General features: G+C 56.0%; 14 protein-coding genes. 13 read left to right on the forward strand and 1 reads right to left on the reverse strand.

Features of this window, described 5'->3' with window-relative positions; genetic code table 11:
- Window positions 1–117 precede the first annotated feature (117 nt).
- From JW953_14465 to JW953_14510, 10 genes are all read left to right on the forward strand, one after another.
- Window positions 118–975 carry a hypothetical protein gene (locus JW953_14465; protein MBN1993900.1) on the forward strand — a complete coding sequence of 286 codons (858 nt, stop codon included), beginning with the start codon at window positions 118–120 and terminating at the stop codon, window positions 973–975.
- Between the two features lie 152 nt (window positions 976–1,127).
- Window positions 1,128–2,942, forward strand: coding sequence for a transcription termination/antitermination protein NusA (nusA, locus tag JW953_14470; protein MBN1993901.1), 1,815 nt, complete (start codon window positions 1,128–1,130; stop codon window positions 2,940–2,942).
- Window positions 2,943–2,954: 12 nt separating this feature from the next.
- Window positions 2,955–3,236 carry a YlxR family protein gene (locus tag JW953_14475; protein ID MBN1993902.1) on the forward strand — a complete coding sequence of 94 codons (282 nt, stop codon included), beginning with the start codon at window positions 2,955–2,957 and terminating at the stop codon, window positions 3,234–3,236.
- 392 nt (window positions 3,237–3,628) lie between these two features.
- A complete protein-coding gene (gene infB, locus JW953_14480) occupies window positions 3,629–5,452 on the forward strand; it encodes a translation initiation factor IF-2 (GenBank protein ID MBN1993903.1) in 1,824 nt (607 codons plus the stop codon).
- A 2-nt stretch (window positions 5,453–5,454) separates the two neighbouring features.
- Window positions 5,455–5,919 (forward strand): 30S ribosome-binding factor RbfA, encoded by a 465-nt coding sequence (rbfA, locus tag JW953_14485; GenBank protein MBN1993904.1) that lies wholly within the window; start codon window positions 5,455–5,457, stop codon window positions 5,917–5,919.
- A complete protein-coding gene (gene truB, locus JW953_14490) occupies window positions 5,919–6,848 on the forward strand; it encodes a tRNA pseudouridine(55) synthase TruB (GenBank protein MBN1993905.1) in 930 nt (309 codons plus the stop codon). Before rbfA ends, truB begins: the two co-directional genes overlap by 1 nt.
- 20 nt (window positions 6,849–6,868) lie before the next feature.
- Window positions 6,869–7,819: a bifunctional riboflavin kinase/FAD synthetase gene (locus JW953_14495; GenBank protein MBN1993906.1), complete on the forward strand. Its 951-nt coding sequence runs from the start codon at window positions 6,869–6,871 to the stop codon at window positions 7,817–7,819.
- 369 nt (window positions 7,820–8,188) lie between these two features.
- Window positions 8,189–12,097: a hypothetical protein gene (locus JW953_14500; protein ID MBN1993907.1), complete on the forward strand. Its 3,909-nt coding sequence runs from the start codon at window positions 8,189–8,191 to the stop codon at window positions 12,095–12,097.
- 7 nt (window positions 12,098–12,104) lie between these two features.
- Entirely contained in the window at window positions 12,105–12,929 is an 825-nt protein-coding gene (locus JW953_14505) for a metallophosphoesterase family protein (GenBank protein MBN1993908.1), read from the forward strand.
- A 33-nt stretch (window positions 12,930–12,962) separates the two neighbouring features.
- On the forward strand, window positions 12,963–15,749 hold the full coding sequence (locus tag JW953_14510) for a hypothetical protein (protein ID MBN1993909.1): 2,787 nt from the start codon (window positions 12,963–12,965) through the stop codon (window positions 15,747–15,749).
- Between the two features lie 199 nt (window positions 15,750–15,948).
- Here JW953_14510 and JW953_14515 read toward each other — a convergent pair whose 3' ends face one another.
- Window positions 15,949–19,848, reverse strand: coding sequence for an AAA family ATPase (locus JW953_14515; GenBank protein MBN1993910.1), 3,900 nt, complete (start codon window positions 19,846–19,848; stop codon window positions 15,949–15,951).
- 100 nt (window positions 19,849–19,948) lie between these two features.
- Here JW953_14515 and JW953_14520 point away from each other — a divergent pair, with 100 nt between their 5' ends.
- The 3 genes from JW953_14520 to JW953_14530 all read left to right on the forward strand — a co-directional run bounded on the left by JW953_14520 (window position 19,949) and on the right by JW953_14530 (window position 23,630).
- On the forward strand, window positions 19,949–20,152 hold the full coding sequence (locus JW953_14520; protein ID MBN1993911.1) for a hypothetical protein: 204 nt from the start codon (window positions 19,949–19,951) through the stop codon (window positions 20,150–20,152).
- A gap of 24 nt (window positions 20,153–20,176) precedes the next feature.
- Entirely contained in the window at window positions 20,177–22,339 is a 2,163-nt protein-coding gene (locus JW953_14525) for an SBBP repeat-containing protein (protein MBN1993912.1), read from the forward strand.
- Window positions 22,340–22,685: 346 nt separating this feature from the next.
- A complete protein-coding gene (locus JW953_14530; protein MBN1993913.1) occupies window positions 22,686–23,630 on the forward strand; it encodes a methyltransferase domain-containing protein in 945 nt (314 codons plus the stop codon).
- The last annotated feature ends 89 nt before the right edge of the window (window positions 23,631–23,719 follow it).

Raw genomic sequence — 23,719 nt, forward strand, 5'->3', positions numbered from 1 at the left:
CATCCGCCTGAAGTAGATTTCTCGTCGCTTCAGTCGCTTCCGCTTCCAAGCTCCTCGAAATGACATGCCGATGTATTTAAGAAACACGTTCTCAAATAAGAAAGTAGAGATGGGATAATGGTTAAACAGATAGCCGCCGATGTTTTTGTTATCGGCACGGCTTCGTTGGATGTGCTGCATTTGGCCGGGCAGAAGGTGGCCGCAGCGGGCGGGGCCGGGTTGTACACGGCGCTGGCCGCCCATTGCGCCGGGGCCGGGGCGGGTTTGTTTGCCCCCCGGCCTGAGCCGATGCCCGAGCCGCTCCAACCTGTGGCCGAACGTTTGCATTGGCTTGGGCCGGTAATTACGCCTGATAGGCTGCCCCGTTTGGAAATTGAGCATCACGGCGGCGGCCAGGCCACCCTGCGCCAGGCCCGGTGGGGGGCCGAGGAAGAATTGATCCCAGACACGATGCCGGCTGAAATAGCCCAGGCCCGGATTGTGCACCTGGCGGCCTTGAGCACAGCGCAGCGACAACTTGATTTTTTGAATAACCTGAAAGCACATCGGGCAGATGTTAATCTTCAGCGGCCTCTTATCTCGGTGGGCACTTATGCCCGGCTTGTTTATGGCGACGCCGGGCGCGTCCGCCGTTTGTTTGCCCAGGCCGACCTGTTTTTTATGAATGAAAATGAAGCCAACGGCTTATTTGGCCGCCTGGACAGAGCCAAAACGCGCAGCGAGGCCCTGTTATTTGTCACCCTGGGCCAGGCCGGGGCTTTGGTGATTGAGGGTAAAAAAGTGACTCACGTTCCCGGCCACCCGGCTACGGAATTAGACCCCACGGGCGCCGGCGACACGTTTTGCGGCGCTACCCTGGCCGGTTTGGCCCGGGGAGAATCGGCGACGACGGCGGCGCGGCGGGCGGTGATTTTGGCAGCTGAAGTGGTGGGCGCGGTGGGGGCAGAAGCGTTGTTGGGCAGGCCGCCACCGTAAATTTCCGGCTCTGTTTACTTGCCAGCCGAAATAGTTCATGGTATAATTTTAACCAGTTGAGGAAAGAGTTGTGCACCTGGAAAGTGGGTCTCGCCCACTTTTTTTTCTTCATTGTTAGACATGTTTTTTTGAGTCAGGAGGCTCAATAGGTTGTGAAGAATGATTTTATGATGGCAATCAACCAGGTTTGTCATGAGCGGCAATTGCCCACCGACATTGTCCTGGAAGCCGTTGAAGTAGCCCTTATTTCTGCCTATAAACGCAATTTTGATGGAAATCACGTAACCGCTCAAATTGAGCCAAAAACAGGAGAGCCTCAGATTTTCATTGAAAAGGCGGTGGTGGAAACGGTTGAAGACGAAACAACTGAAATCTCGTTAAAAGATGCCAAAAAGATCAACCCGCAGGTTGAGATTGGGGGGTTGGTTTCTATTGAAAATACGCCGGCCGATTTTGGCCGCATTGCGGCTCAAACGGCCAAGCAGGTCATTCTGCAACGCATCCGCGAAGCTGAACGCGATGCGCTTTATAGCAGTTACGTTGAACGTGAAGGCGAGATTGTCAACGGCACGGTCCACAAAATAGACGCCCATCAAGTAACGCTCTCATTGGGCAAGGTAGAGGCCTATTTACCCCGGAACGAACAAATTCCCACCGAGCATTACTCCGAAGGGCAACGGTTGCGAGCTTACGTGGCTACCGTTAGCAAAGGCAGTCGCGGCCCGCACATTGTGGTTTCGCGCACGCACCGCAATATGCTGCGCCGGTTGTTAGAAGTGGAAGTGCCGGAAATATACAACGGCACCGTTGAAATCAAATCCATCGCCCGCGAGGCCGGCTACCGCTCTAAAGTAGCGGTGGCGGCGTTGCAAGAAGGCGTTGACCCGGTTGGCTCCTGCGTGGGCATGCGGGGCACCCGGATTCAAAACATTGTTAACGAACTGAGCGGCGAAAAAATTGATGTGGTGCAGTGGAATCCCGACGTGTCCTATTTTATCGCCAATTCGCTCAGCCCGGCCAAAGTGATGAACGTATTGCTCGACGACATCAACGGCAAAACGGCCGTGGTGGTGGTGCCGGATAAACAATTGTCGCTGGCTATTGGCAAAGAGGGGCAGAACGCCCGGCTGGCCGCCAAACTCACCAACTGGCGGATTGATATTAAAAGCGCCAGTGAAGCCATTCAGGAAACAATTGATGTGGTTAAACACGACGAAGCGGTGCGAACACGGCTGGCCGACAGGCTGGAAATTTTCAACATGGCCGAAGCTATTGCCGCGGCCAAAGAACCCATTGAATACACCGACGGCGAACTGAACATTTTTAGTGAAGCCATTGAGATGGTCAACCTGGCTAAAATGGCTATTGCCAACGAGCGAAAGGCGCAACGAGAAGCTGAAGCCAAAGCAGCCCTTGCGGCCATAGACATCCTGAGCGAAGCCGAAGCCATTTTGAGCGGCCAGGTGCCCAAACCTGACCCAACCTTAGAAAAAATAACCCCGGCCCTTGCCGAAACTGAACCAGAAGAGATTGAAGAGGCGGCGGAAGAGGTAAGCGAGGTGGAAGAGCCGGAGTTGGCGGATATTGCTGCTGAAGCAGAAGCATTACTGGCTGAAGCCGAAACCTTGGTTGAGTCTGAAGTTGAAGTGGAACCTGAACCCGAAATCGAAACAACAGAAGAAGTTGAACCCACAGAAGAACTTGAACCAACCGGTGCGGTTGAAGCTGAAATTGAGCCAGAAGTTGCTGTTGAACCTGAACCGGCTAAATTTGAGGAAATGCTAACAGACGAATGGGAAGATGAGGACGAGTTTGATAAGTCCAAAGAAGAAGCCCGGAAAAAGGCCCGCCAAAAGAAACGCCGCCTGGTTTATGATGAAAGGCTCGGCGAGGTTGTGGCCGAACGTCGTCGCAAGCGCAGCCGCCGCGGGGAAGATTGGCTTGATTTTGACGAGGACGATTACTAAAATCAATTTGAAATGGCCCGGCCCAAACACAAACCGCAACGAACGTGCATTGCTTGCCGCGAGACAAAGGATAAACGCGATTTGATTCGGGTGGTTCGCACCCCGGCAGGCACCATTATAGTTGACCCAACCGGCAAGGCCAATGGCCGCGGCGCTTATTTGTGTCGCCGGGCCGCTTGTTGGGAAAAGAGCCTGCAAAAGAATCTTTTGGAGCGAGCCTTAAAAACCGTTATCTCATCTGAAACGCAAACAGCGTTACAGATTTATTTTGAAACCGAACTTTCAAAAGCATAACCAAACGTAGTATTCCAGGGGAAGGATGATTCAGGTCATCATAACACAACAATCTAATGGCTTTGAGGCTGGTAAAGGAAAATAAGCGGTGAACACGCATGCCAGAACGTGTGGAGTGAGGGGCTTATGAGCAATTGACCAGACTGGTTTTCGGTTACTTTCTCCCCTCCCAAGCCTCACTCTCCCCGGCTTCGCCAGGGTTAGGATGTGGAATTACTGAGTCCTAAACCCTTATCACCTCAAACAATTGATTTTTCCCCAATAATTTGTCGGTGTAATTTCCGACAGTTTAAATGCGGCTGTCCTATCCGGGCAGGCTATTTTGGCCTGTCTAGCTAGCCAGGCAGTCCCGGTTCCGTTTGACTAAATTTTCAAAAAAAGAGGTGGGTATTATGGCAACGAATGTGCAAAAATTAGAAACAACAAAAGCAGCAGCCAACGGTAAAACTATCGAAGTGCCGCCGGTAATTTCGGTGCGAGAGTTGGCCGAATTAATGTCAATCAGCCCCATTGACATCATCAAAGAATTGATGAAAAATGGGATTATGGCCAACATCAATCAGCAAATTGATTTCGACACCGTGGCCATCATCGGCGAGGAAATGGGTTATGAAATTCTGCCGCCGCAAGTGCTTGAGCCGGAAACGCCCCAAAAAGAAAAAATCATCCCCTTCCAAAAACGTCTCATTGCCAACGAAGACCCGGCCAACTTAAAACCGCGCCCACCGGTGGTCACCGTGCTGGGGCATGTAGATCATGGCAAAACCACCCTGCTCGACGCCATCCGGCACACTCACGTGGTTAAAGGTGAATCAGGCGGGATTACCCAACACATCGGCGCTTACCAGGTTCACGTTGGCGACCGATCTATTACATTTCTGGATACCCCCGGCCACGCCGCCTTTACGGCCATGCGCGCCCGTGGCGCCCAGGCCACCGATTTGGCCGTGCTGGTAGTGGCTGCCGATGACGGCGTGATGCCGCAAACGCGGGAAGCAGTGGAACATGCCCGCGCCGCCGGCGTGCCCATTTTGGTGGCGCTCAACAAAATTGACAAAGATAATGCCAACCCGGAAAGAGTCAAACAAGAATTAGCCAATATTGACCTGGTGGTGGAAGATTGGGGGGGCGATACCATCTGCGTGCCCATCTCGGCCACTGAAAATCAAGGTGTTGACGAGTTACTAGAAAACATTCTCCTGGTCACCGACGTAGCCAATCTGCAAGCCAATCCCAATCGGCTGGCCCAAGGCATGGTCATTGAAGGCAGATTGGATAAAAGGCGAGGCGTATCGGCTACCCTGTTGATCCAAAATGGCACCTTAAATGTGGGCGACACCATTGTAATTGGCACGCAATGTTGCCGCATTCGGGCCATGTTCAACGACCGAGGCCAGGAAATCAAAAAAGCCGGGCTGTCTATGCCGGTTTCAATTTTAGGTTTAGCCGAGGTGCCCGATGCAGGCGAGTTTTTTGAAGTTGTGCCCAATGAACGGGCCGCGCGCACCATCACCGAAGAACGCCTGGCCATCGCCCGCCAAACCCAATCTGGCGCGCCCAAACGAGTGATCTCTTTGGAAGATTTCTTCAAACAGAGAGGGGAAAGCGGCGACCAAACGCTCAGGCTCATCCTCAAAGTTGACGTCCAGGGTTCGTTGGAACCTATTGTCAACTCGCTCAAAGATTTGGGCGATGATAACCTGAAGGTAAAAATATTGCTGGAAGGAACCGGCAACATTTCGGAATCCGACGTGAACCTGGCCGTCGCTTCCGGGGCTATTATCATTGGCTTCAACGTTGAGGTTGATCCCGCCGCCGAAAGACAGGCCGACGCCGAAGAGATAGACATTCGCCTGTACAGCGTTATCTACCGGCTCATTGACGATATTGACAAGGCCCTGAAAGGTTTACTTGAACCCGAATACGCCGACAAGGTAATTGGCCAGGCCGAGGTGCGGGCGGTGTTCAAACTGGGCAAACGCGGCCAGGTGGCCGGGTCCTACGTGCTTGAGGGACACATCACGCGCAACGCCATGGCCCGCGTGGTCCGCAACCAGCAGGTGCTGCACCAAAGCAAAATCTCTTCTCTCAAACGCTTTACCGAAGATGTCCGTGAAGTGACCACCGGTTTTGAATGTGGGATTGGGGTTGAGGGCTTCAATGATTTTCAGGAAGGAGACACCATTGAAGCCTACGTTAAAGAGCGAGTCAATTAGCCATGGCCAGCCGGCGCCAGCACAAAGTGGCTGAACTTCTCCACGAAGAAATCAGCCAATTGATCCAATACGACGCGCAAGACCCGCGCCTGGGCTTTGTGACCGTGACCGGGGTTGAGGTTAGCCCTGATTTGCGCCAGGCCCGGGTCTATTTCACTACCCTGGACGACACCGCCGTGGCCGAAACCCTGGCCGGATTGGCCAGCGCCAGCGGCTACTTCCGGCGGCAGTTGGCCCAATCGTTATCGCTGCGCTACGTGCCCGAACTCACCTTCAAACTGGACACTTCCCTGGAGTACGGCCTGCATATTGACCGCTTACTCGACGCCATCCAGGAGGAGGAACGCGAGACGTCTGAGGACGAGGCGTCTGAGGACGAGGCGTCTGAGGACGAGGCGTCTGAGGACGAGGCGTCTGAGGACAGGGCGTCTGAAAATTCATTCAACGAGGCTGGCGCAAAAGAATAATGCCGGTTCAACCAGCTCAGCCCTACGGCCTGCTGAATATCAATAAACCGCCCGGCCTTACCTCGCACGGGGTCGTGGTCCGGGTAAGAAAATTGACCGGCCAACGCAAGGTGGGCCACGCCGGCACATTAGACCCGGCGGCCACCGGCGTTCTGCTACTGGGGCTGGGTCAGGCAACCCGTTTGCTTGAGTTTTTAACATCCAGCCGCAAGCAGTACCGGGCCGTGGTCTGTTTTGGCGTTACCACCGACACTTTAGACGCCGACGGCCAGATTACGGCCACAAACAATCCTGCCGCCTTAACCGAAGCCGGCCTGCGCCAGTTGCTGCCCCAATTTTTGGGAGACATCCAACAAATCCCCCCCCTTTACTCGGCCTTAAAAAAAGAGGGCCGGCCCCTGTATCAATGGGCCAGGGCCAAACAAAATGTAGAACTTGCTCCCCGCCGGGTCACTATCTATGCCCTAAATTGGGTCTCCTGGCAGCCGCCTTATTTAACCCTCGACGTGGTCTGCTCGTCGGGCACCTACATTCGCTCCCTGGCCCGTGATTTAGGCCAGGCAGCCGGCCCGGGGGCGCACCTGGCCCAACTGACTCGCACCGCCAGCGGCCACTGGTCTTTGGCCGGGGCCGTTCCCCTGGCCCAACTTGAACAAGAAACCCAAACCGACCCAACCACCTGGCAAAAATATCTCTACCCGCTCGACCAGGCTATAACTCACTTGCCCCGCGTTACGTTGACCCCAGAAGCTGTTCTCCACGTCCAGCACGGGCGCCCGATCAAACTTGAAACTGAGTTAGAGACCGCCGGAGAAAGACAAACGGATTTGCTCCGGGCTTACACGCCTGAAGGAGACTTTCTAGCCATCTTGACGCCGGGCAAATCAGATGATACACTTTGGCAACCCAAAAAAGTGTTTCACCTCTAAATTATCAATGTTGACACGCTATGCAAATTTTTCAAGACCTCACCTCAACCCGTATCAACCGGCCAACCGTGTTGACGATTGGCACCTTTGACGGCATCCACCTGGGCCATCAGGCCCTGCTCAAACAACTCAAAGAATCGGCCCAAAAACAGCAAGCCCAAACCGCCGTGATCACGTTTCATCCCCGGCCCAAAACCGTGTTAGCCCCCCATCTACCCGCCAACGACTATCTGACCACCTTAGCGGAACGTTTAGCCCTTTTTGAACAACTGGGCCTTGACGCGCTCGTTGTGCTGCCTTTTACCCTGGCCTTTGCCCAAACCACGGCCCATGACTTTATGAAGCTGGTGACGGAACGCATTAACCTGATTGAATTTTGGGCCGGGTATGACTTTGCCCTGGGCCGAAATCGGGCAGGCAATCTTGAAAATTTGACCGCCCTGGGTGAAACATTCAACTACACCGTGCATGAAATTACTCCTTTTTTGGTTGACGGCCAGGTGGTCAGCAGCACCCACATTCGCCGCTTGTTGCTGGCGGGCAAAGTGCAGCAGGCCGCGCATTTTTTGGGACGCTTTCCCTCCATCACCGGCCAGGTGGTGGCCGGAATGAAACGGGGCCGCGAGCTTGGTTTTCCCACCACCAACCTAGTCGCGCCGGGCGAGCGTTTGCTGCCCGCCAACGGCGTTTACGCTACATTTGCCCATCTGCCCGGCAGCAACCAGCGGTTGGCCAGCGTAACCAATATTGGCCTACGCCCCAGTTTTGAGGGTGACAGACGCACGACGGTTGAAACGTACATTTTTGACTTCCACCAAACCGTCTACGGCCAATCCCTCACCCTGGAATTTGTCAAACACCTGCGCCCCGAAAAAAAATTCAACAGCAGTGAAGAACTTGTGGCCCAAATTGGCCGCGACGCCAAACAAGCCCGGAGGCTGCTGGCCGCCGAAATGGACACGATGGCCTGAACTGATAATTCATCAGGACTTTTTACTCAATTGTAATTACGTTAAGAATTTGTTAAACTATCAACGACAACCTAGGTCACTATCGCCTGCTGCACGCAGGCGGCACGTTAAAATTAGCTGCGGGTAGAGTTGGTTCTTCTATCGCCCCGAATTCGGTGAGCGCCCATCAACGCCCCCTGTTTCTGTGTCTTTTCTTCAAAGAAACGATACACGCAGCGGGCGTTTTTTGTTCCACTCCGCCAGGCTAATTTTAGAGAATGACCACAAGCCATGCGGACGCTTGCCCGCCGCCCGGCAACCATAATGAAAACCACTCCGTAACCCTTGAGACATGATCCTTGACCCTTTTTCCCGGGGAGAACACCAGGCATGAGCGAATCAGACTTATACGACTCGCTACAAATTGCTTACGAGTTTGTGGAACAGGCCGAACGGCTGGCCAACAACCGCGAATACGAGGCGGCCAATATTGCGCTACAAAAAGCCGCATCGTATGCCTACAATAACGCCACGCTGCTGGACGATATTCAGCAACGCCGCCAGGCCTTAACAGAAGCGCGCCAGCGTTACATCAACCAACTGGAAACCGAGGCCACCGCCCTTTTTGACCGGGAACAGTTTAACGACCGCCAGGCTCGCCAGATTTTACAGGCTTTGTTAAACCAGGACGAGCAAAATGAATTAGCCCGGAGTCTGTGGGCGGAGTTGCCGGTCAAAGAAGCCGCCGAACGCGAACGCCGCCTGATTGAAGAGGTCCAACAGGGCTTAGAGCAAATCTGGCAGCGGGCCAGAGAGTTTGAGGACGTTGGCGCGGGCAGTCGAGCCGTAGCCGAGTACGAACGGGCTTTGACCGAAATCTCCAAAAAGGCCGGCGACGCCCCGCACGTCATCCCCTTGCAGCGCCTCAAACTAACGGCGGCTGAAAAACGAGACCAGGCTAAAGACAAATGGGTGGGCACGCCCACCCTCATTCTGGCCCGAAAAGGGCAAGAATTGGTTGATCGTTACGAAGCCATCAAACAGCGGGGAGAAACTGAAACCGAATTTTTTGATGAAAACGGCGAATATCTGGGCTGCCTGCCCATAGACGAATGTATTGACCGCGCCAAAAAACTGGCCAGCCGTTTTGCCGAACAAAAAGCCCAGGATTACCTGGGGCAAGCCCGCGAACTGCTGGCCGAATCGCCCGGCGCAGCCTACGCCAAGATCCAAGACGCCCTCTCCCTGGCTTACCCCAGCGACTTTGCCAGAAGCATTCTGGAAAAAGAGTTAAAAGAAAAGATTGAACCGGCCATGCAGCGGCGAGAACAAGCCGTGAGCCAGGTCAAGGCGGCCTTAAACAAAGAAAACCCGGTTGAAGTATGGCTGGCCCTGGACGCCGCCGAAGCGTTAGATCGTTTCACCCCGGAACTGGCAGACACCCGCCAACGTCTTTTGCCCACGCTCACCCAAGAGGCCACCGGCTTGCTCGAGGCCGGCCAGCGGTTTCAAGAGTTGGAAGACTTTGCCGCCGCCCAGGATCGGTTTCAACGCGCCGTTGACATCGGCCAGATGATTTTTGCTCGCGACCAAGAATTCCAGGATTTATACGCTCAGAGCCAGGCCGCACTGGAGCAGTGTGTTCAGGCCGAAAAAGAGGTGCAACAATTTGACGAACGCCTGGCCAATATTGCCCGCCAGAGCCAAACCGATCCAGATCAGGCCAAAGAACAGTTAGCCAACCTGCTCACCCCCAACCTATCCCGCCACGCCATAGCCAAGATTGAACGCCTGCGGGTGCAGATTGACTTCAAATTAGGCGTTGATCAGATATTTCACACCCTTGAGGAAAAGATGCTGGCCGCCACCGAAGCGGCTGAATTGATTCCCATTGAGGAAGCGGCCATCCAGGCCACGCAAGACTATTCCGGCGAAGAACGGCTGCCCCGCTTGATCGAGCGCATTATGGCCCGGCGCCTATTTTTGGAGGCTTCGCGTTTCTGCGGAAATCCGGAGCAATATCTGGCGGCGCGGGAAAATTTTCAGCAGGTGATTGCCCTGCGCGGCGACGACGCCGCTGCCGCCCAGTCTCTGCTTGATGAAATTGCCGTTGACGAACAGCAAGAAACCGATATTGCCCTGGCCCTGCAAGAAGCTCAAACCGCGCTGGAAAATGGCGACGCCCGTTCGGCCTATCTTCTGCTGGAGCCGTATCGCCAGGCTATTTCACGCCAGCTTCCCCAAATCCGCGCCGCCATCAGCCAGGCCGCCTCGCAGTGGCGCAATGAACTTGATGAACAGTTGGAAAATCTGGTGGCTGCCGGGGATTTTAGCCTGCCCAGGGTGGAGGCGCTGCTTCACGCGCTAGAGCGCTGCCAATCGCCCCGGCTGGCCGAGTGGCGCAGCCGGGCCTTGGCCCAGGCTTACGCTAAAACAGCCAGCGACCTGCAGGAATTGAGCCGCTGGGATCGGGCCGGCGACCTGTGGGAAGCCGCTTTTAAACTGGCTCCTGCCGACCCCAGGATTGTAGAAGGCCGGCGCAACGCGCGGAAACACCAGGACCTCATCCGCGCCCAAATGACCTTTGACCCGGCGGGAAAAGAACAACGCCTGAACGAACTCAACCGCCTCTATAACGACGACCCCACCCTCAAACGCTACCTGGCCGAGTTTTACTATACCGAAGGCCGGTATGTTGAAGCCCGGATGGCCATTGCCCAAACCAGGTTCTTGGCGGAACATCTGGCCACTGCCCTCTCCAAAACCGATGCCGACGCCATCCGGCGCATAGAAACGCTCATCGAAGCAGCCGAGCGAATTGAAAAACAAAAATTTGCCATCCGCAGCCAACTGACGGGCCAAACCACCATCAGCGAATTGCGCCAGGCGCGTCAGGCTTTTGAGACGTTAAGAGAGGATGCGCCCGACCAGGCGGAAAAGTTACAGGAGTGGTGGTCGGATTTGGTCAAAGAAACCGTCAACCAGATGAAAGCTGAGGTAGCGCAATTGGCCGAAAGCGGCGGCACCATTCTGGCCCGGGCCGAGTTATTGTGCAAAATTCTGGCCCTGCAAACGGACGCGGACATTCAAGAGCAGGCCGAACGGATGCTAAAACTCACCTACCATCGCTTGCCGGCGGAGGTGCAGGAGGTGGTAGGCAACCTGGAAGCAAGCGGCTATGGCCCGCCCGATCAGGCCTTAAAAAATCACATTGGCCGGGCTAAAGAGTTGCATAAAAGGCTGGTCAACCTGAGCCAGGTAGAACGTAATGCGACTGACCTGGGCGTAAGGCTTGGTGAGCGCACCCTGAATTTGAACAACGCGCTCTATGAATTGGAACTTATTCTGGAAAAGCTCTATTTTGCCCGCGAAAAACAACTGGAAATCAAAAACCAGGTTGTGGTGGCCATGATGACCGGCCACTGGGAAACAATTGAGGACAGTTTTCAGGAATTAGAACAACGGGGCCTGGCGCAGCATCGGGGATTGAAGGAATTGCCCAAAGAAATTGAAACAGCCAAACGCCAACGCGCCGACCTGGAAACCGCTGTGGCTCAAATCAAAGAAGCTATGGCCCAGGAAAATTTCCAAATTGTTCAGGACCGTTTGATCTACATGCATACCCAGGACCCCGCCGACGAAAGCCAACTGTTGGCCGGCCTGGAAGTGATAGACCCCTATACCGGCCTGACCATCAGAGGTTACCGCGCTCTGGTGGGCGTGATCACCGAAAAATTGACCGTGATGCAAATGCTGAACAAATGGCAGGCCAGTTGCCGTCCGGCGGTTGATTGGGAAGCCGTCCGCGCCAAGATGACCGAATGGGCCAACAGCGGCGATTTTGCCCCGGCCATCGAGTTGGGCCGCGCCGTAACCAGCGACAACGACAAACACCAGGAAGTATTCCAGGATGGCACATGGTCTTTGGGGCATGTGCTGCAATACCTGGAAACGCCGCCGCTAACTCTGGAACAAATCAATAATAGTCACGCCGAAGCAACATTCAACCAGGCCCGGCAAAAGGCCCAACTTTTGCACAACCAATACCAGGAGTGCGACCGGCTTATCCAGGAACTCCAGCAAAAAGAACAGGAATTCAGGCAGATTCTGGATAATCTGAAACCCCTCTTGAACCAGGTGCATCAATCAAGAGACCTGTTGAGCACTATTTTGAGTCCCTCCGGCGAGACCCAGGAAATCAAACAACAAATTGTCAATCTCATCCGGCGGGGCCGCCAGCTTTGCCCGGCCTACCCGGTTTTTGTCAACTTTGATGAGAGCAGCCTGCTCAGGAGATAACCAGTTCATGCGGGTCGCCATTTTGGCCGACATTCACGGCAACTTACCCGCCCTCAACGCCGTGTTGGATGACGCGATGGGGCAAAAAATCACAACCTTTTGGTGCCTGGGCGACGTGGTAGGCTACGGCCCCTGGCCGATCCAATGTTGGGCCGCCCTGCAAAAACTGGACATCGCGCCCAATGCCTGGGTGGTGGGCAACCACGACCTGGGGCTGGTTGACGGGCTGTGCGGGGGACAATATTTCAGTGAGGAGTATTTTGACCAGGAGGCCAGAACCGTGCTCAATTATCATCGCCAGGTGTGCCGGACGGTTTACCCGGAGATATGCCCCCAAATTGAGCAAACCCAGGTTATTGCCCAGCCCAAACCAGGCGTGATTCTGGCCCACGGCGTGCCCAAACCGGCAGACCCCACCTGGACCGTGACCAAGTACACCACCGGCAAAGTAGACGCAGAACAAGCCGTAACCGATCTCCTTCAGGCCGATTTTTTTCCGCAATTGATTGTGGTGGGTCACAGCCATCGCGCCCTCTTCTGGCGACGAGTTGCGGCTGCGCCTAACCCAGAGAGCGAGTGGCAAGAAGAAACTCCGCAGGGCCAACTGGCCCTGGGAAATTTAAGCCGGCAAATTGTATATCTCAATCCGGGCAGTGTGGGGCAGCCGCGGGATGAGGGCTACGAAGCCAGCTATTGTTATCTTGATTGGCATAGAATGACCGTCTGTTTCCGGCGCGTATCCTACGCCCTGGATTTGACTCGGCGGAAGATGATAGAGTTGGGTTATCCCCAAACGCTGATTGATAAGTGGTACACCGACCCCAGGCTTTAGGGTCTTCAGGCATTCCCACATTTGAGGTCAACCATGAGCATCCGGGTCGTCTCAAACAACACTGTCTATTTTTTGCGGCTCGACTTGCTGGGCCAGGGCGAGACTGCGCACGTTTTTCCGGCTTATCTGGAAGGGCAAAAGCCTGCCGACGCGCAATGGGCCGTCAAACTGGCCAAAAATCAAGACCATAACCTCTACCTTGACCGCGAGTATGACATCTTGTGTCAATTACGCGATACGATGTTGTCCCTGCCGCGGGGCGCGCGCGCTTTTCCCAATGTCATCCCCCTGCCGGATGCGCAATTAGGCAACTCAAGCGATGGGCGGCGGGCGCTGGTGATGCAGCCTTTATTGCACCAATCTCTATTAGAAACGTTTGAGAATTTAACCGACCCCCTGGCCCGCGAAAAATTAGCCCTGACCGCCGCCCAACAATACACCGATCTGTTGCAAACGCTGGCGCAGCTCAATTTGAGTTGTCAGGATCGCAAATTGGGAGATTTGTGGTGGGTTGGTTCGCCGGAAACCGGCCACCTGGTGGTGACAGATTGGAACGTAATCAGCGACACTTTCAACCCGGCTCTGGATTTACGCCGGTTTGGGTTGTTGTGGTTTGAATTAATCATCGGCCCGCAAATGCCGCCCGGCTTTCAACCCAAACGAGAAGATTTTGACCAAATTCAGGACAAGGTTAGTTATGGGTGGTGGTACATGCTGGGCCGGGCGCTTGGTTCAACCATCGGCCCCCAATTTCGCCGCTGGCAGGAGCTGGCCGATCTATTGGGTCAACAGGCCAATTTTTACCGGCAACAACCCCAAGAGTTGGCCCGCCAGGCCCGCAACCATCTGGCCAAAGCCCAGGCCCACCTGGACCGGACACAGGCCGACCTGGCCTGGATCCAATTTGACCTGGCCCAACGCCTGGACAGCAGGGAGCCGGTCACCGGCCTGGCGCAAGCCCGTTTATGGGCTTATGATCCGGTAGCGCAGGCCGCCCCGGACTTGATCAGAAAACTGGCTTCCCCGCAGTTCTCCGAAGTGGAAACGCAATTACAAGAGTTGAAAGACAAAGTCCAACAGCCGCAAGAATTGGGCGACGTGAATCGTTTGCAATTGGGTTTTGATTTACTGAATCTGGCCAAAGACGCGCTCATCAAAACCGGCGACACAACCGGCCTGGCCGAAGCGGCCCAGGAATTTGCCGAATTGCAAGAACTGCTGGTTGAGGGAATCTTGCGCCCCTTGCTGGGCAAAAACGGCCCTACCGCCCAGCAGAATCTGTCCAAACTGGCTACTTTACTCCCGCCGGAGTGCCTGGCTAAACTAAACCCCTTGGAAAATGAAGCCGCCTTTTGGACAGAGTACGAGGCGATCAACCAGACACTGTACGTTCAGCCGGAGCAAGCCAGGCAACCGCTGGCAAACTGCCGCTCGCTTCGCCAGGCCATTACGCATTGGCCGGCAGCCTATGAACCCACCGTAGAGGACTTACAACGTCTGCAAGCCATCCTGGAGGCCAATGCCCGCTCGGCTGTCCTGGCCGGTACAGGCCGGGCGCCGCTACCCTCCGCCGACAAAACCCCCGCCGCCGGCGCGCTCAAGCCGGGCCAAACCGCCAACTTCTGGCCGGCCCTGGCCGAAGATTTGGTCAAAAATCGTTGGGGCGACAGCATTGCCAAATTGCTCAACCGGCTGGAACAAGAGTCTGAAAAAGAGAAGGTCAAACTGGCCCTGGAACCCGTGCTACAACAATTGGCGCAAAATCGGCAGGAGTTGGCCGCCGGCCGTCCCAGCCCCGGCCGCCTGGCCGAACGGGTCAACCTTCTGGAAATCCTGCTCCAACTACCGCCGGATTTTACGCTTAAACCTGCTACTATTCAACAAGTACGCCAGGAGTTGGCTGAAGTGCGGCAACTTGAGCAGCAAATCAAGCAGGACCAACAGGAACTATTTACCAACCCCGGCCCGGCGCTGGACCGCGCCCTGGCCGGCGGCTATGAGCTGTTTGATGACATCAGCCTGTCGGCAGCCACGCTCAAGGCTTTGCGCCAGGTGGGACGATGGGACAGGGCCAAACTCAATCAGGAATTTGACCACTTGGAGAAGCAAGCGGACCGCCTTTTGATCATGAGCCAAATTTTAGAAGAACGCCAGCAAACCCTGGCCCAGGTCCTTGACTTTTATAAACCGCTGCTGGAATCCCCGTCATCAGAGTCAACCATCGCTTTTTTGACCAATACTTTACGCCTTTACCTGGCTACGGCCCAGGCCCAACGGCAAGCCGGTGAAAGCGCAGCTAAATCGTTGGATAAAGTTGGCGCCCTCCTCAAACAGACTACCCCCTTCCTCTCGCCCGATGAGCAGGCCGTTTATCAAAATCTCTACGAGCATTTGCGGGAGCTTGACGGTAGTCAACTGGACCTAAATTCCCTAACCGCGCCCGTGCCCGAAGCTCAATTGGAGGCGTGGTTCAAGGCTTACCGATTTGAAGATTGTTACGAAAAACTGTCCGGCTTGGCCGATGAGTCCCGCCGGCAAAAATGGCGCGCCCGCCTGCGCGACGCCACCCAACTCCGCAAAATTGTGAGGCAAGGCGAGCCGAAACCGACCCCCAAATACTTGCGCAAAAAACAAAATATCCAACTCTGCGCCGACACCCTGGCCACCCTATCGCGTTGCGCCCAAAACTCTGAGCCAATGGCTTACGCCCTTTATCAAGATGAAATTCAGGATTTATATGCCCAAACCTGGCACAAACTGGCCCAATTAGACCAAAAATCCGCCGCCCGGTTTGAGCCGAATCTCCAGGCAATTGATTAGGGTGTGTTTCATTTGAGTCAGAGAGAGGAGAAGTTGGGGGGATACCCCCCAAATCCCCCGGCCTGCGGCCCTTTTTTCGACTCATTTGAAATGCACCCAATTGATTAAATCAGACTCACGATGCTTAGCGTGCGGCTGGTCATCAATTCCTTCAACAGCCTCAGGACAGGCGTCCGCAGCCAGGACCGGCTGTAACAAGTCACCAATGCGGCTCAATGACCACGTCCTTCCAACGTGGCCTCCCGGCAGCCGATGTGGGGAGGAACTTGCTTACCCATGGTTTCATCAGCAAGTGCTGTCGTCCGTAGTAGAGCGGTATGATTGCCGCTTCCTCAACCAGAATCCTCTCCGCTTGCCTGTACAACTGCATTCGCGCTCCCTGGTCCGTAATCCTCCGGGCTTCTTCCACCAACCTATCATAGCCTTCATTGCGCCATCTGACTCTCTCCCGCCAAAGACCCACCCTCAGAAAGTTGTCAGGGTCGTGATAATCGGCCAGCCACCCCATAAGAAACATGTGGGGCGGCTCTTCCAGTTTTTCGAGATAGGTTGCCCACTCCATAACCTTCCACGTGATCTCTATGCCCAGGTTCTCCCACCACTGCGTCTGCAGGTACTCAGGGTGAGGCAAAACAGCTCGACGTGTTGGCGAATCCACGCCGGGAAAACCACGGCCCCCCGGATAACCGGCCTCGGCCAGTAAGCGGCGCGCCTGCGCCGGATCGTACGGCAAACCGATCCCCGCCGAGTGGCCGGGGATGCCCGGCGGCACGAATCCACCCGTAGCCGGAGAAACATACCCCCTAAAAGCGACATGCGCCAGCGTTTCCCTGTCGGTGGCCAGGGCAAAGGCCCGGCGTGCGCGAGAGTCGTCGAAGGGCGGCCGGCTTGTGTCAAACCCCACGTACTCGGTATACAGCGTTGGGAACGAAATGAATTCTCCGGCGTGATTCTGTCGCGCTCGATCCACCTCCAATGATGGCAAGTCCAGGATGTCCAGGCCATCCGCCTCATATATCTCCAATTTGGCCGCCGGTTCCATACGCTGCAAAAGCAGTTCTACACGCTCCAGGTTGCCCGTGAACTGACCGTGATATTCCGGATTGCGTGACAAAACAATGGACTGGCCCTGTGACCAGGCATCCAGCCTGAAAGGTCCATTGGTGACAATGTTCCCCATTTCCGTCCACGCCTCACCGTGCGCCTCCACTACGTGTTGGGGCACCGGATAGCAGGCGCTTTGCGTCAGCAGTTGGAGAAAATAGCCTGTTGGCTCGTCCAGTTCCACAAGCAAGGTAAACTCATCGAGGGCGCGTACCCCTACGTCCTCCCGCCCGGCCTCCCCCTGATGAAAGGCTCTGGCCCCCTTAACATCGTACAGCAGGTTAGCCACGGGCGACCCGGTAGCCGGATCCAGATTCCGTTTCCAGGCATAGGCAAAGTCTCCGGCCGTCACCGGGACGCCATCGCTCCACCGCACGTCGTTTCGCAGGTGGAAGACGAACCTGCGCCCGCCTGCCAACACCTCCCAATGGCGGGCTATGCCAGGCTCGACCCCCATCTCGGCGCTCAAGCCCACCAGCCCGCTGAAGAGTTGGTTTATCAGGCCGATTGAAGTGATGTCGTCGGCCATTGTTGGATCCAGGGTCGGCGGATCGTCCCAGGTCGTTTTGAGCGGGTGGGGGGCGGTGGGCTGGGCCTTTTCTGGAGTCTGGCTCGCCCGCTGCCACAGCTCAAAACCTTCATTGTATGCCTGGCGCGACCGCTGGAAGTCGAAGGCGTTGTGGTAAGTCAACCCCAATCTCAACAGTGTCCGCGCCGCTCGTTCGCGCCCGGCACATCCCTGGCTCTTCAGGAACGCCAGCGCCCGCTGGTAGTAATCAACGGCCTCTTGGTGAGCGTAAACCAGGCGGGCCTGGTCGCCGGCGCGCAATAGGTACTCTGTCGCCTTGGCCGGCTCCCCGGCTTGTTCCCAATGATGAGCCAGTAACCCTACTTGCTCCTCAATCCGATCGGGGAACAACCGTTCCAGTACCTCCCCCACTCGCTGGTGGAGCATCCGCCGCCGATCTCTCCCGGCCGCATAATAAACCGCAGCCCGTATCTTATCGTGGCTAAAATCCCAAGTCCCGGGGCCGTTACCCGACTGAGGGGTGATCAGGCGACGGGTCAACCACTCATCCAGACTTTCGTCCACAACGTCTGCATCTGGCCCGGCAGCAGCTTGCAGGAGTGTGGCGTCGAACTGTCGGCCGATGACCGCCGCCAGCGTTAAGAGTCGCTGCGCCGCTTCCTCCAGCCGCCCTACTCGCTGCAGCACAATGTCCTGCACGCTAGCCGGCAACGCCTCGACTGGCGGCGCGCCGGTCCACACCCAATGTCCATCTTGGCCAGGCAGTGGGGCAACATCGCCTATCCCAAATGAAACCAAAGGGCTTGCCACAAGCGCGCCCTGCTCCTGCAAATCGTTCACCGTCTCGACCAGGATGAACGGATTGCCTTCGCTCTCGCGATAGAGCCAGTCGCCCAGAATTGCCCCTTCCTGCTCTCCGACCAGGGACCGGGCCAGTTCCTTCACCACCTCGCCGGAAAGCGGCCCCAAAACCAGCCGATTCGCCCGGCGATCGCGCCCAAGACTCTGCCGCAGCCGGGTTAGCGAATGATTTAGGCTGACCTCCTCCGGCCGGTACGCCCCCACAAACCAGATCGGTGTTTCGGCCAGCCGGCGCACCAGGTAGTGGAGCAAGTCGAGGGTGGATTGGTCAGCCCAGTGGAGGTCGTCGAGGAAGACGATCACGGGTCTTTCGACTATTCCTTCGGCTTCGCTCAAGACAAGGCTCAAGCCAGGCCGCCGACGTTTGACCTCCGCTTGCAGGAAGTGGACCACGGCCTCAAAGAGTCGCTGGCGGGCAGCTTCATCAAAGGCATCCATCGGTTCCGGCAAATCGGGAAATGCCAGTTGCAATTCGGGCAGCAGGCGCGATAACTCGGCCAGCCAGACCGGGGCAAGGGCGCAGAGAAGCGGAGAAGCGGAAGTTTCTTCCCTGTTCCTCTGGCCCTCCGCCGCTCTGCCCAAAACCTCCCGCAGGGCCTCGGCGATGGGCTGATAGGGGACGCCACTGCCGAACTCGTAACAATGTCCACGTAACACTGTCGTCCCCTGGGTCTCGGCGTAGCGAATCACCTCTTCCACCAGGCGCGTCTTGCCCACGCCAGCCTCGCCCTCTACCAGCGCCAGATGGCTTGCGTCGCGCCGTGACGATTCCCACCAATTCACCAGCGTCGCGTGTTCTGCTTCTCGCCCCACGAAAGGGAACGGGGAAGCAACGGCGCGGAGGCGCAGGAGCGACGTCTCCTCCACTCCCTGTCGGATTCGCTCGTATAGCATTGTGGTCTCTTCCAGCGGCTCCAATCCCAACTCTGCTTTTAGCATGCGCCGACATTCCTCATATTGGGCCAGGGCCGCGCTGCGCTGCCCGGTGAGGGCCAGCAAGCGCATCAATTCGCGGTGGGTCTCTTCTCGCCAGGGAGCCAACGCCAGCAGCCGGGTTATATACTCGGCGCCGGCAGCGTACTCGCCTCGCGCGGCATGGTATTCCCCCAGCCGTTGCAGAGCCAGCAGAACTAGCGTCCGCAGTCGCTCCCGTTCTGCCAGCATCCACTCCTCAAAGGCCGGCGCATCATGCACGTAGAACCCTTCGAGGAAATCACCCCTGTACAGTTCTACGGCCTTACCGGTTTCGCCGTTTGCCAATCTCTCAAACTCTTTGGCATCCAGCCAATAATCACTCTCACGGTTGAATTCCACGGTCTGGTGGGTGGTAAGAATAAAGGAGGAGGAGGCAGTGGGGTGGTCGAGTTGTCGGCGCAGATTCCACAAGGCGCGGCGCAGGTTACGGCGGGCGTTAGGCTCCGGCAGGTCCCCCCAAAGCAGGCCCATTAACTTGTGACGTTGCTGGGGGCCGGGCTGCATGGCCAGATAGGCCAATAACGCGTTGGTTTTGGCAGTTTCCAGGTGCAACGGGCCGTCGGGGCACCGGATCTCGCAGCCACCCAGGAGTTGCAGCTTTAGCCAAGCATTTTCCCTCTTTTTGCTCATCATCATTGTCCCGTGAAGCAGGTGCCGTTTTCAACGGTTTTTCAACGCTCGCCAGTTACAATAGTAACACATACCGCGTTGAAAGAAAAGAGAGATGCCTGTGAAACTTGACCAAGACCCTACTTACCAAGTCTACCTGCTCCGTCTGTGGCAAGAGCGACCGGCATCACCCAAGTGTCCCCCCGTGTGGCGCTACAGTGTGGAGAATATCCGCACGCACCGGCGGTACGGCTTTGGAAGCCTGGAGGAATTGATAGCCTTCTTTCGGACGCGGTCTGTCAACACCAAAGATGAATATCCATAACACCAACCAAACAGGAGAAAAACTATGCGAATCAAATACCTGCTCTCAACAATCTTTTTGCTGGCCATACTGCTGGCGCTATCTGCGCCATCCGCGCCAATGACGCCCACAACGACACGTGTCCAAACCGATTGGGGCCAAATGCCCCTCTACTTCATCGCCAACCAGGGGCAGATGGACGCTCGCGTCGCCTATTACGTCCAGGGCAACGACAAGACGCTTTACTTCACCCCCCAGGGCATTACCTTTGCGCTGACCGGCCTCACGGCCAACCATCCTGAAGGAGAGAAAAACCGTTGGATTGTCAATTTTGACTTTGTGCAGGCGAATCCCGTGCGCCCCATCGGGCAAGATCGGACCGGCGCGACCATCTCGTACTTCAAGGGATCGCGCGAGCAGTGGCGCACCGGGCTGCCAACCTACGCCCAAATCATTTACCGCGATTTGTGGGATGGCATTGACCTGGTGTACAGGGGCACGGCCCATCGGCTCAAGTACGAGTTCGTTGTTCAGCCAGGCGCAGACCCGGCCCAGATTCGGCTGGCGTATCGCGGCGCGACCTTGCGGGTAAACGATACCGGGCAGTTGGAGGTGAACACACCCGCCGGTGGTTTCCAGGATGAAACGCCTGTGGCGTATCAAGAAGCAAACGGAGAACGCGTGCCAATTGCGGTGGAGTATATGTTAGACGATGCCACGACCTATGGTTTCCACGTGGGCGCATACAATCCCGCCTTGCCGCTGGTGATTGACCCGGCCGTGTTGGTTTATTGCGGTTACATTGGCGGCAGCAATTGGGAGGAGAGCGAAGGTATTGCCGTGGACGCGGCGGGCAACGCCTACATCATCGGCGACACTGCCTCGACCGAAACATCCTTTCCCGTGACCGTCGGGCCGGACCTGACCTCCAACAGTAACGACGAGGTTTTTGTGGCCAAGGTGAAAGCGGACGGCACAGGATTAGTTTACGCCGGCTATATTGGCGGCAGCGGCAACGACTATGGCTGGGGCATTGCGGTGGACGCGGCAGGCAACGCCTACATCGCCGGCGAAACCAACTCGACCCAGGCCACCTTCCCTGTGACCGTTGGACCGGACCTGACCCACAATGGCGGCTACGATGCGTTTGTGGCCAGGGTGAAGGCGGACGGCACCGGGCTGGACTATTGCGGCTATATCGGTGGTAGTAGCAACGACTATGCCCATCACATGGCCCTGGATGCGGCGGGCAACGTTTACCTCACCGGAGACACGGCCTCGACCGAAACATCCTTCCCCGTGACCGTCGGACCGGATACTACTTACAATGGCGGCACCTATGATGGGTTCGTGGCCAAGGTGACAGCAGATGGCACAGGATTAGTCTACGCCGGCTACATCGGCGGCAACAACCAGGATGAGGCCTGGAATATTGACGTGGACGCGGCGGGCAACGCCTACCTTACCGGGGGCACAACCTCATCCGAAGCCACCTTTCCCGTGGCCGTTGGGCCGGACCTCACTTACAATGGCGGCGAAGATGGGTTTGTGGCCAAGGTGAAAGCGGACGGCACAGGATTAGTTTACGCCGGCTACATTGGCGGCAGCGGCGACGACTATGGCTGGGGCATTGCGGTGGACGCGGCGGGCAACGCCTACATCAGCGGCGAAACCGGCTCAACCGCAGCATCCTTCCCCGTGGCCGTCGGGCCGGACCTGACCCACAATGGCGGCGACGATGCGTTTGTGGCCAGGGTGAAGGCGGACGGCACCGGGCTGGACTATTGCGGCTACATCGGCGGCAATGGCCGCGACTATGCTCACCGTAACGACCTGGACTCAACTGATAACCTCTACCTTGTCGGCGCAACCAACTCAACTGAAGCCACCTTTCCTGTGACGAACGGGCCGGACCTCACCTATAATGGCGGCCTTTTGGATGGGTTTGTGGCCAAGGTGACAGCGGATGGCACAGGATTAGTCTACGCCGGCTACATCGGCGGCGACGGCGACTGGGATTTTGCCCTGGATATTGCGACGGACTCGGCCGGCAACGCCTACATCACCGGGATCACAGACTCATCCGAAACCTTCCCCGTAACCGTTGGGCCAAATCTCACTTACAATGGCAACTGGGATGCATTTGTGGCGAAGGTTTCCGTTATCGAACTCAATTATAAGTCATACTTGCCACTCATTTTGAAATAACGGGCAGCAAGTGAGACAATGCAGCAGGTAACCAGGTGCGGTTATGTTATAGACTTGGTAATTATTCAGGTCATGTCATTCTGAGCGAGGAACGAGCAAAGAATCTCCATGCAGGATCAGTAGATCCAAATTTATCAGGTGACAGTCACTTCAAGGCGTACTGCGTATTACCTGTTGCGTAAACAAATACGCAGTACGCAATCTCTATTCAAGCTGGGCGATGCCGGACTAGCTACACATAATCCGTTCTTAGACTTTCCCCAAATCACATACCTGGGTATAATTTGGCAGGGCTACGGTTCAAATTAAAGAACCAAAAAATAGCCCGGCAAGCAATGTCAACCCAATGCAAAACCCACCTGAAACCGCCCGCGCCGTCAAAAACCCCACCTGGCGCGTGAGCGACGTGCACGGCCAATACAGCTATCGCAATGCTCATGCCGATCTGTATAGTTACCTCGGCCAATGGTCAGATATGGAGTCTTACCTCAACGTGGGTTACTCCAACCCGGGCCAGTACCATCTTCACGCCAACAGCCACTTGCGGTTGATCAATCGGCTGGCCGACGGTTTGTTAGACCTGCATGCCGCCGGCCGCCACGCGGCAGACCATCACCTATTAGATATAGCTTCGGGGCGCGGCGGGGCAGCCATTCATGCTCGCCAGAGATATGGCTTGAAGGTGGTGGGCCTAGACCTTACGCCTTACAATGCTCGCCGGGCCGCCCGCAATGCCCGCCATCAACAAGTCTGGCCGCAGGTTTGTTTTGGCATGGGCCATGCGCATTGCCTGCCGCTGGCCGATGCCTCCTTCGCCCTGGCCTGGTCTATCGAGTCGCCGGCCCACTTTGCGGATAAACCCGCTTTTTTACAAGAAGCCAGACGGGTGTTAAAATCAGGCGGGGTTTTTGCTTTTGCCGACTTGCTGGTTGTAAACAAAATTGCTATGGCCTCGGCTGAAAATCGCCAGATTTATGATGAGTTTTTGCGGGTCTGGGATGTACCCTACCTGGAAACCCTGGACAGCTACAAAGAGGCCCTAATCGGGGCGGGTTTTGAGCCACATCGCGCCGAAATTGTAACCAAATACAATCTTGACATTCTCAATAGAGACTGTATCATTTTTCTATGGCTTTCTAAATTTCGTTGGCTGTACCAACTATACAAACGTTATCTCAAGTGGCGCACCGGGGCCAATCTGGACCATGTTTATGAACACGTGTTGGCTTCTCATTGCGCCTTGCGCTTAGGGATGATTGATTACGGCCTCTTTTGGGCCGTAAAATTATAATCACAAGACATGCGGTAAGAAGTCAAGTAGAACATTGACAAAGAAATAGGCATTCAGGGAGTGAGAGGCTGAAAACAAGCGTACTCGTA

The sequence above is a fragment of the Anaerolineae bacterium genome (assembly GCA_016931895.1).
Classification (GTDB): Bacteria; Chloroflexota; Anaerolineae; order 4572-78; family J111; genus JAFGNV01.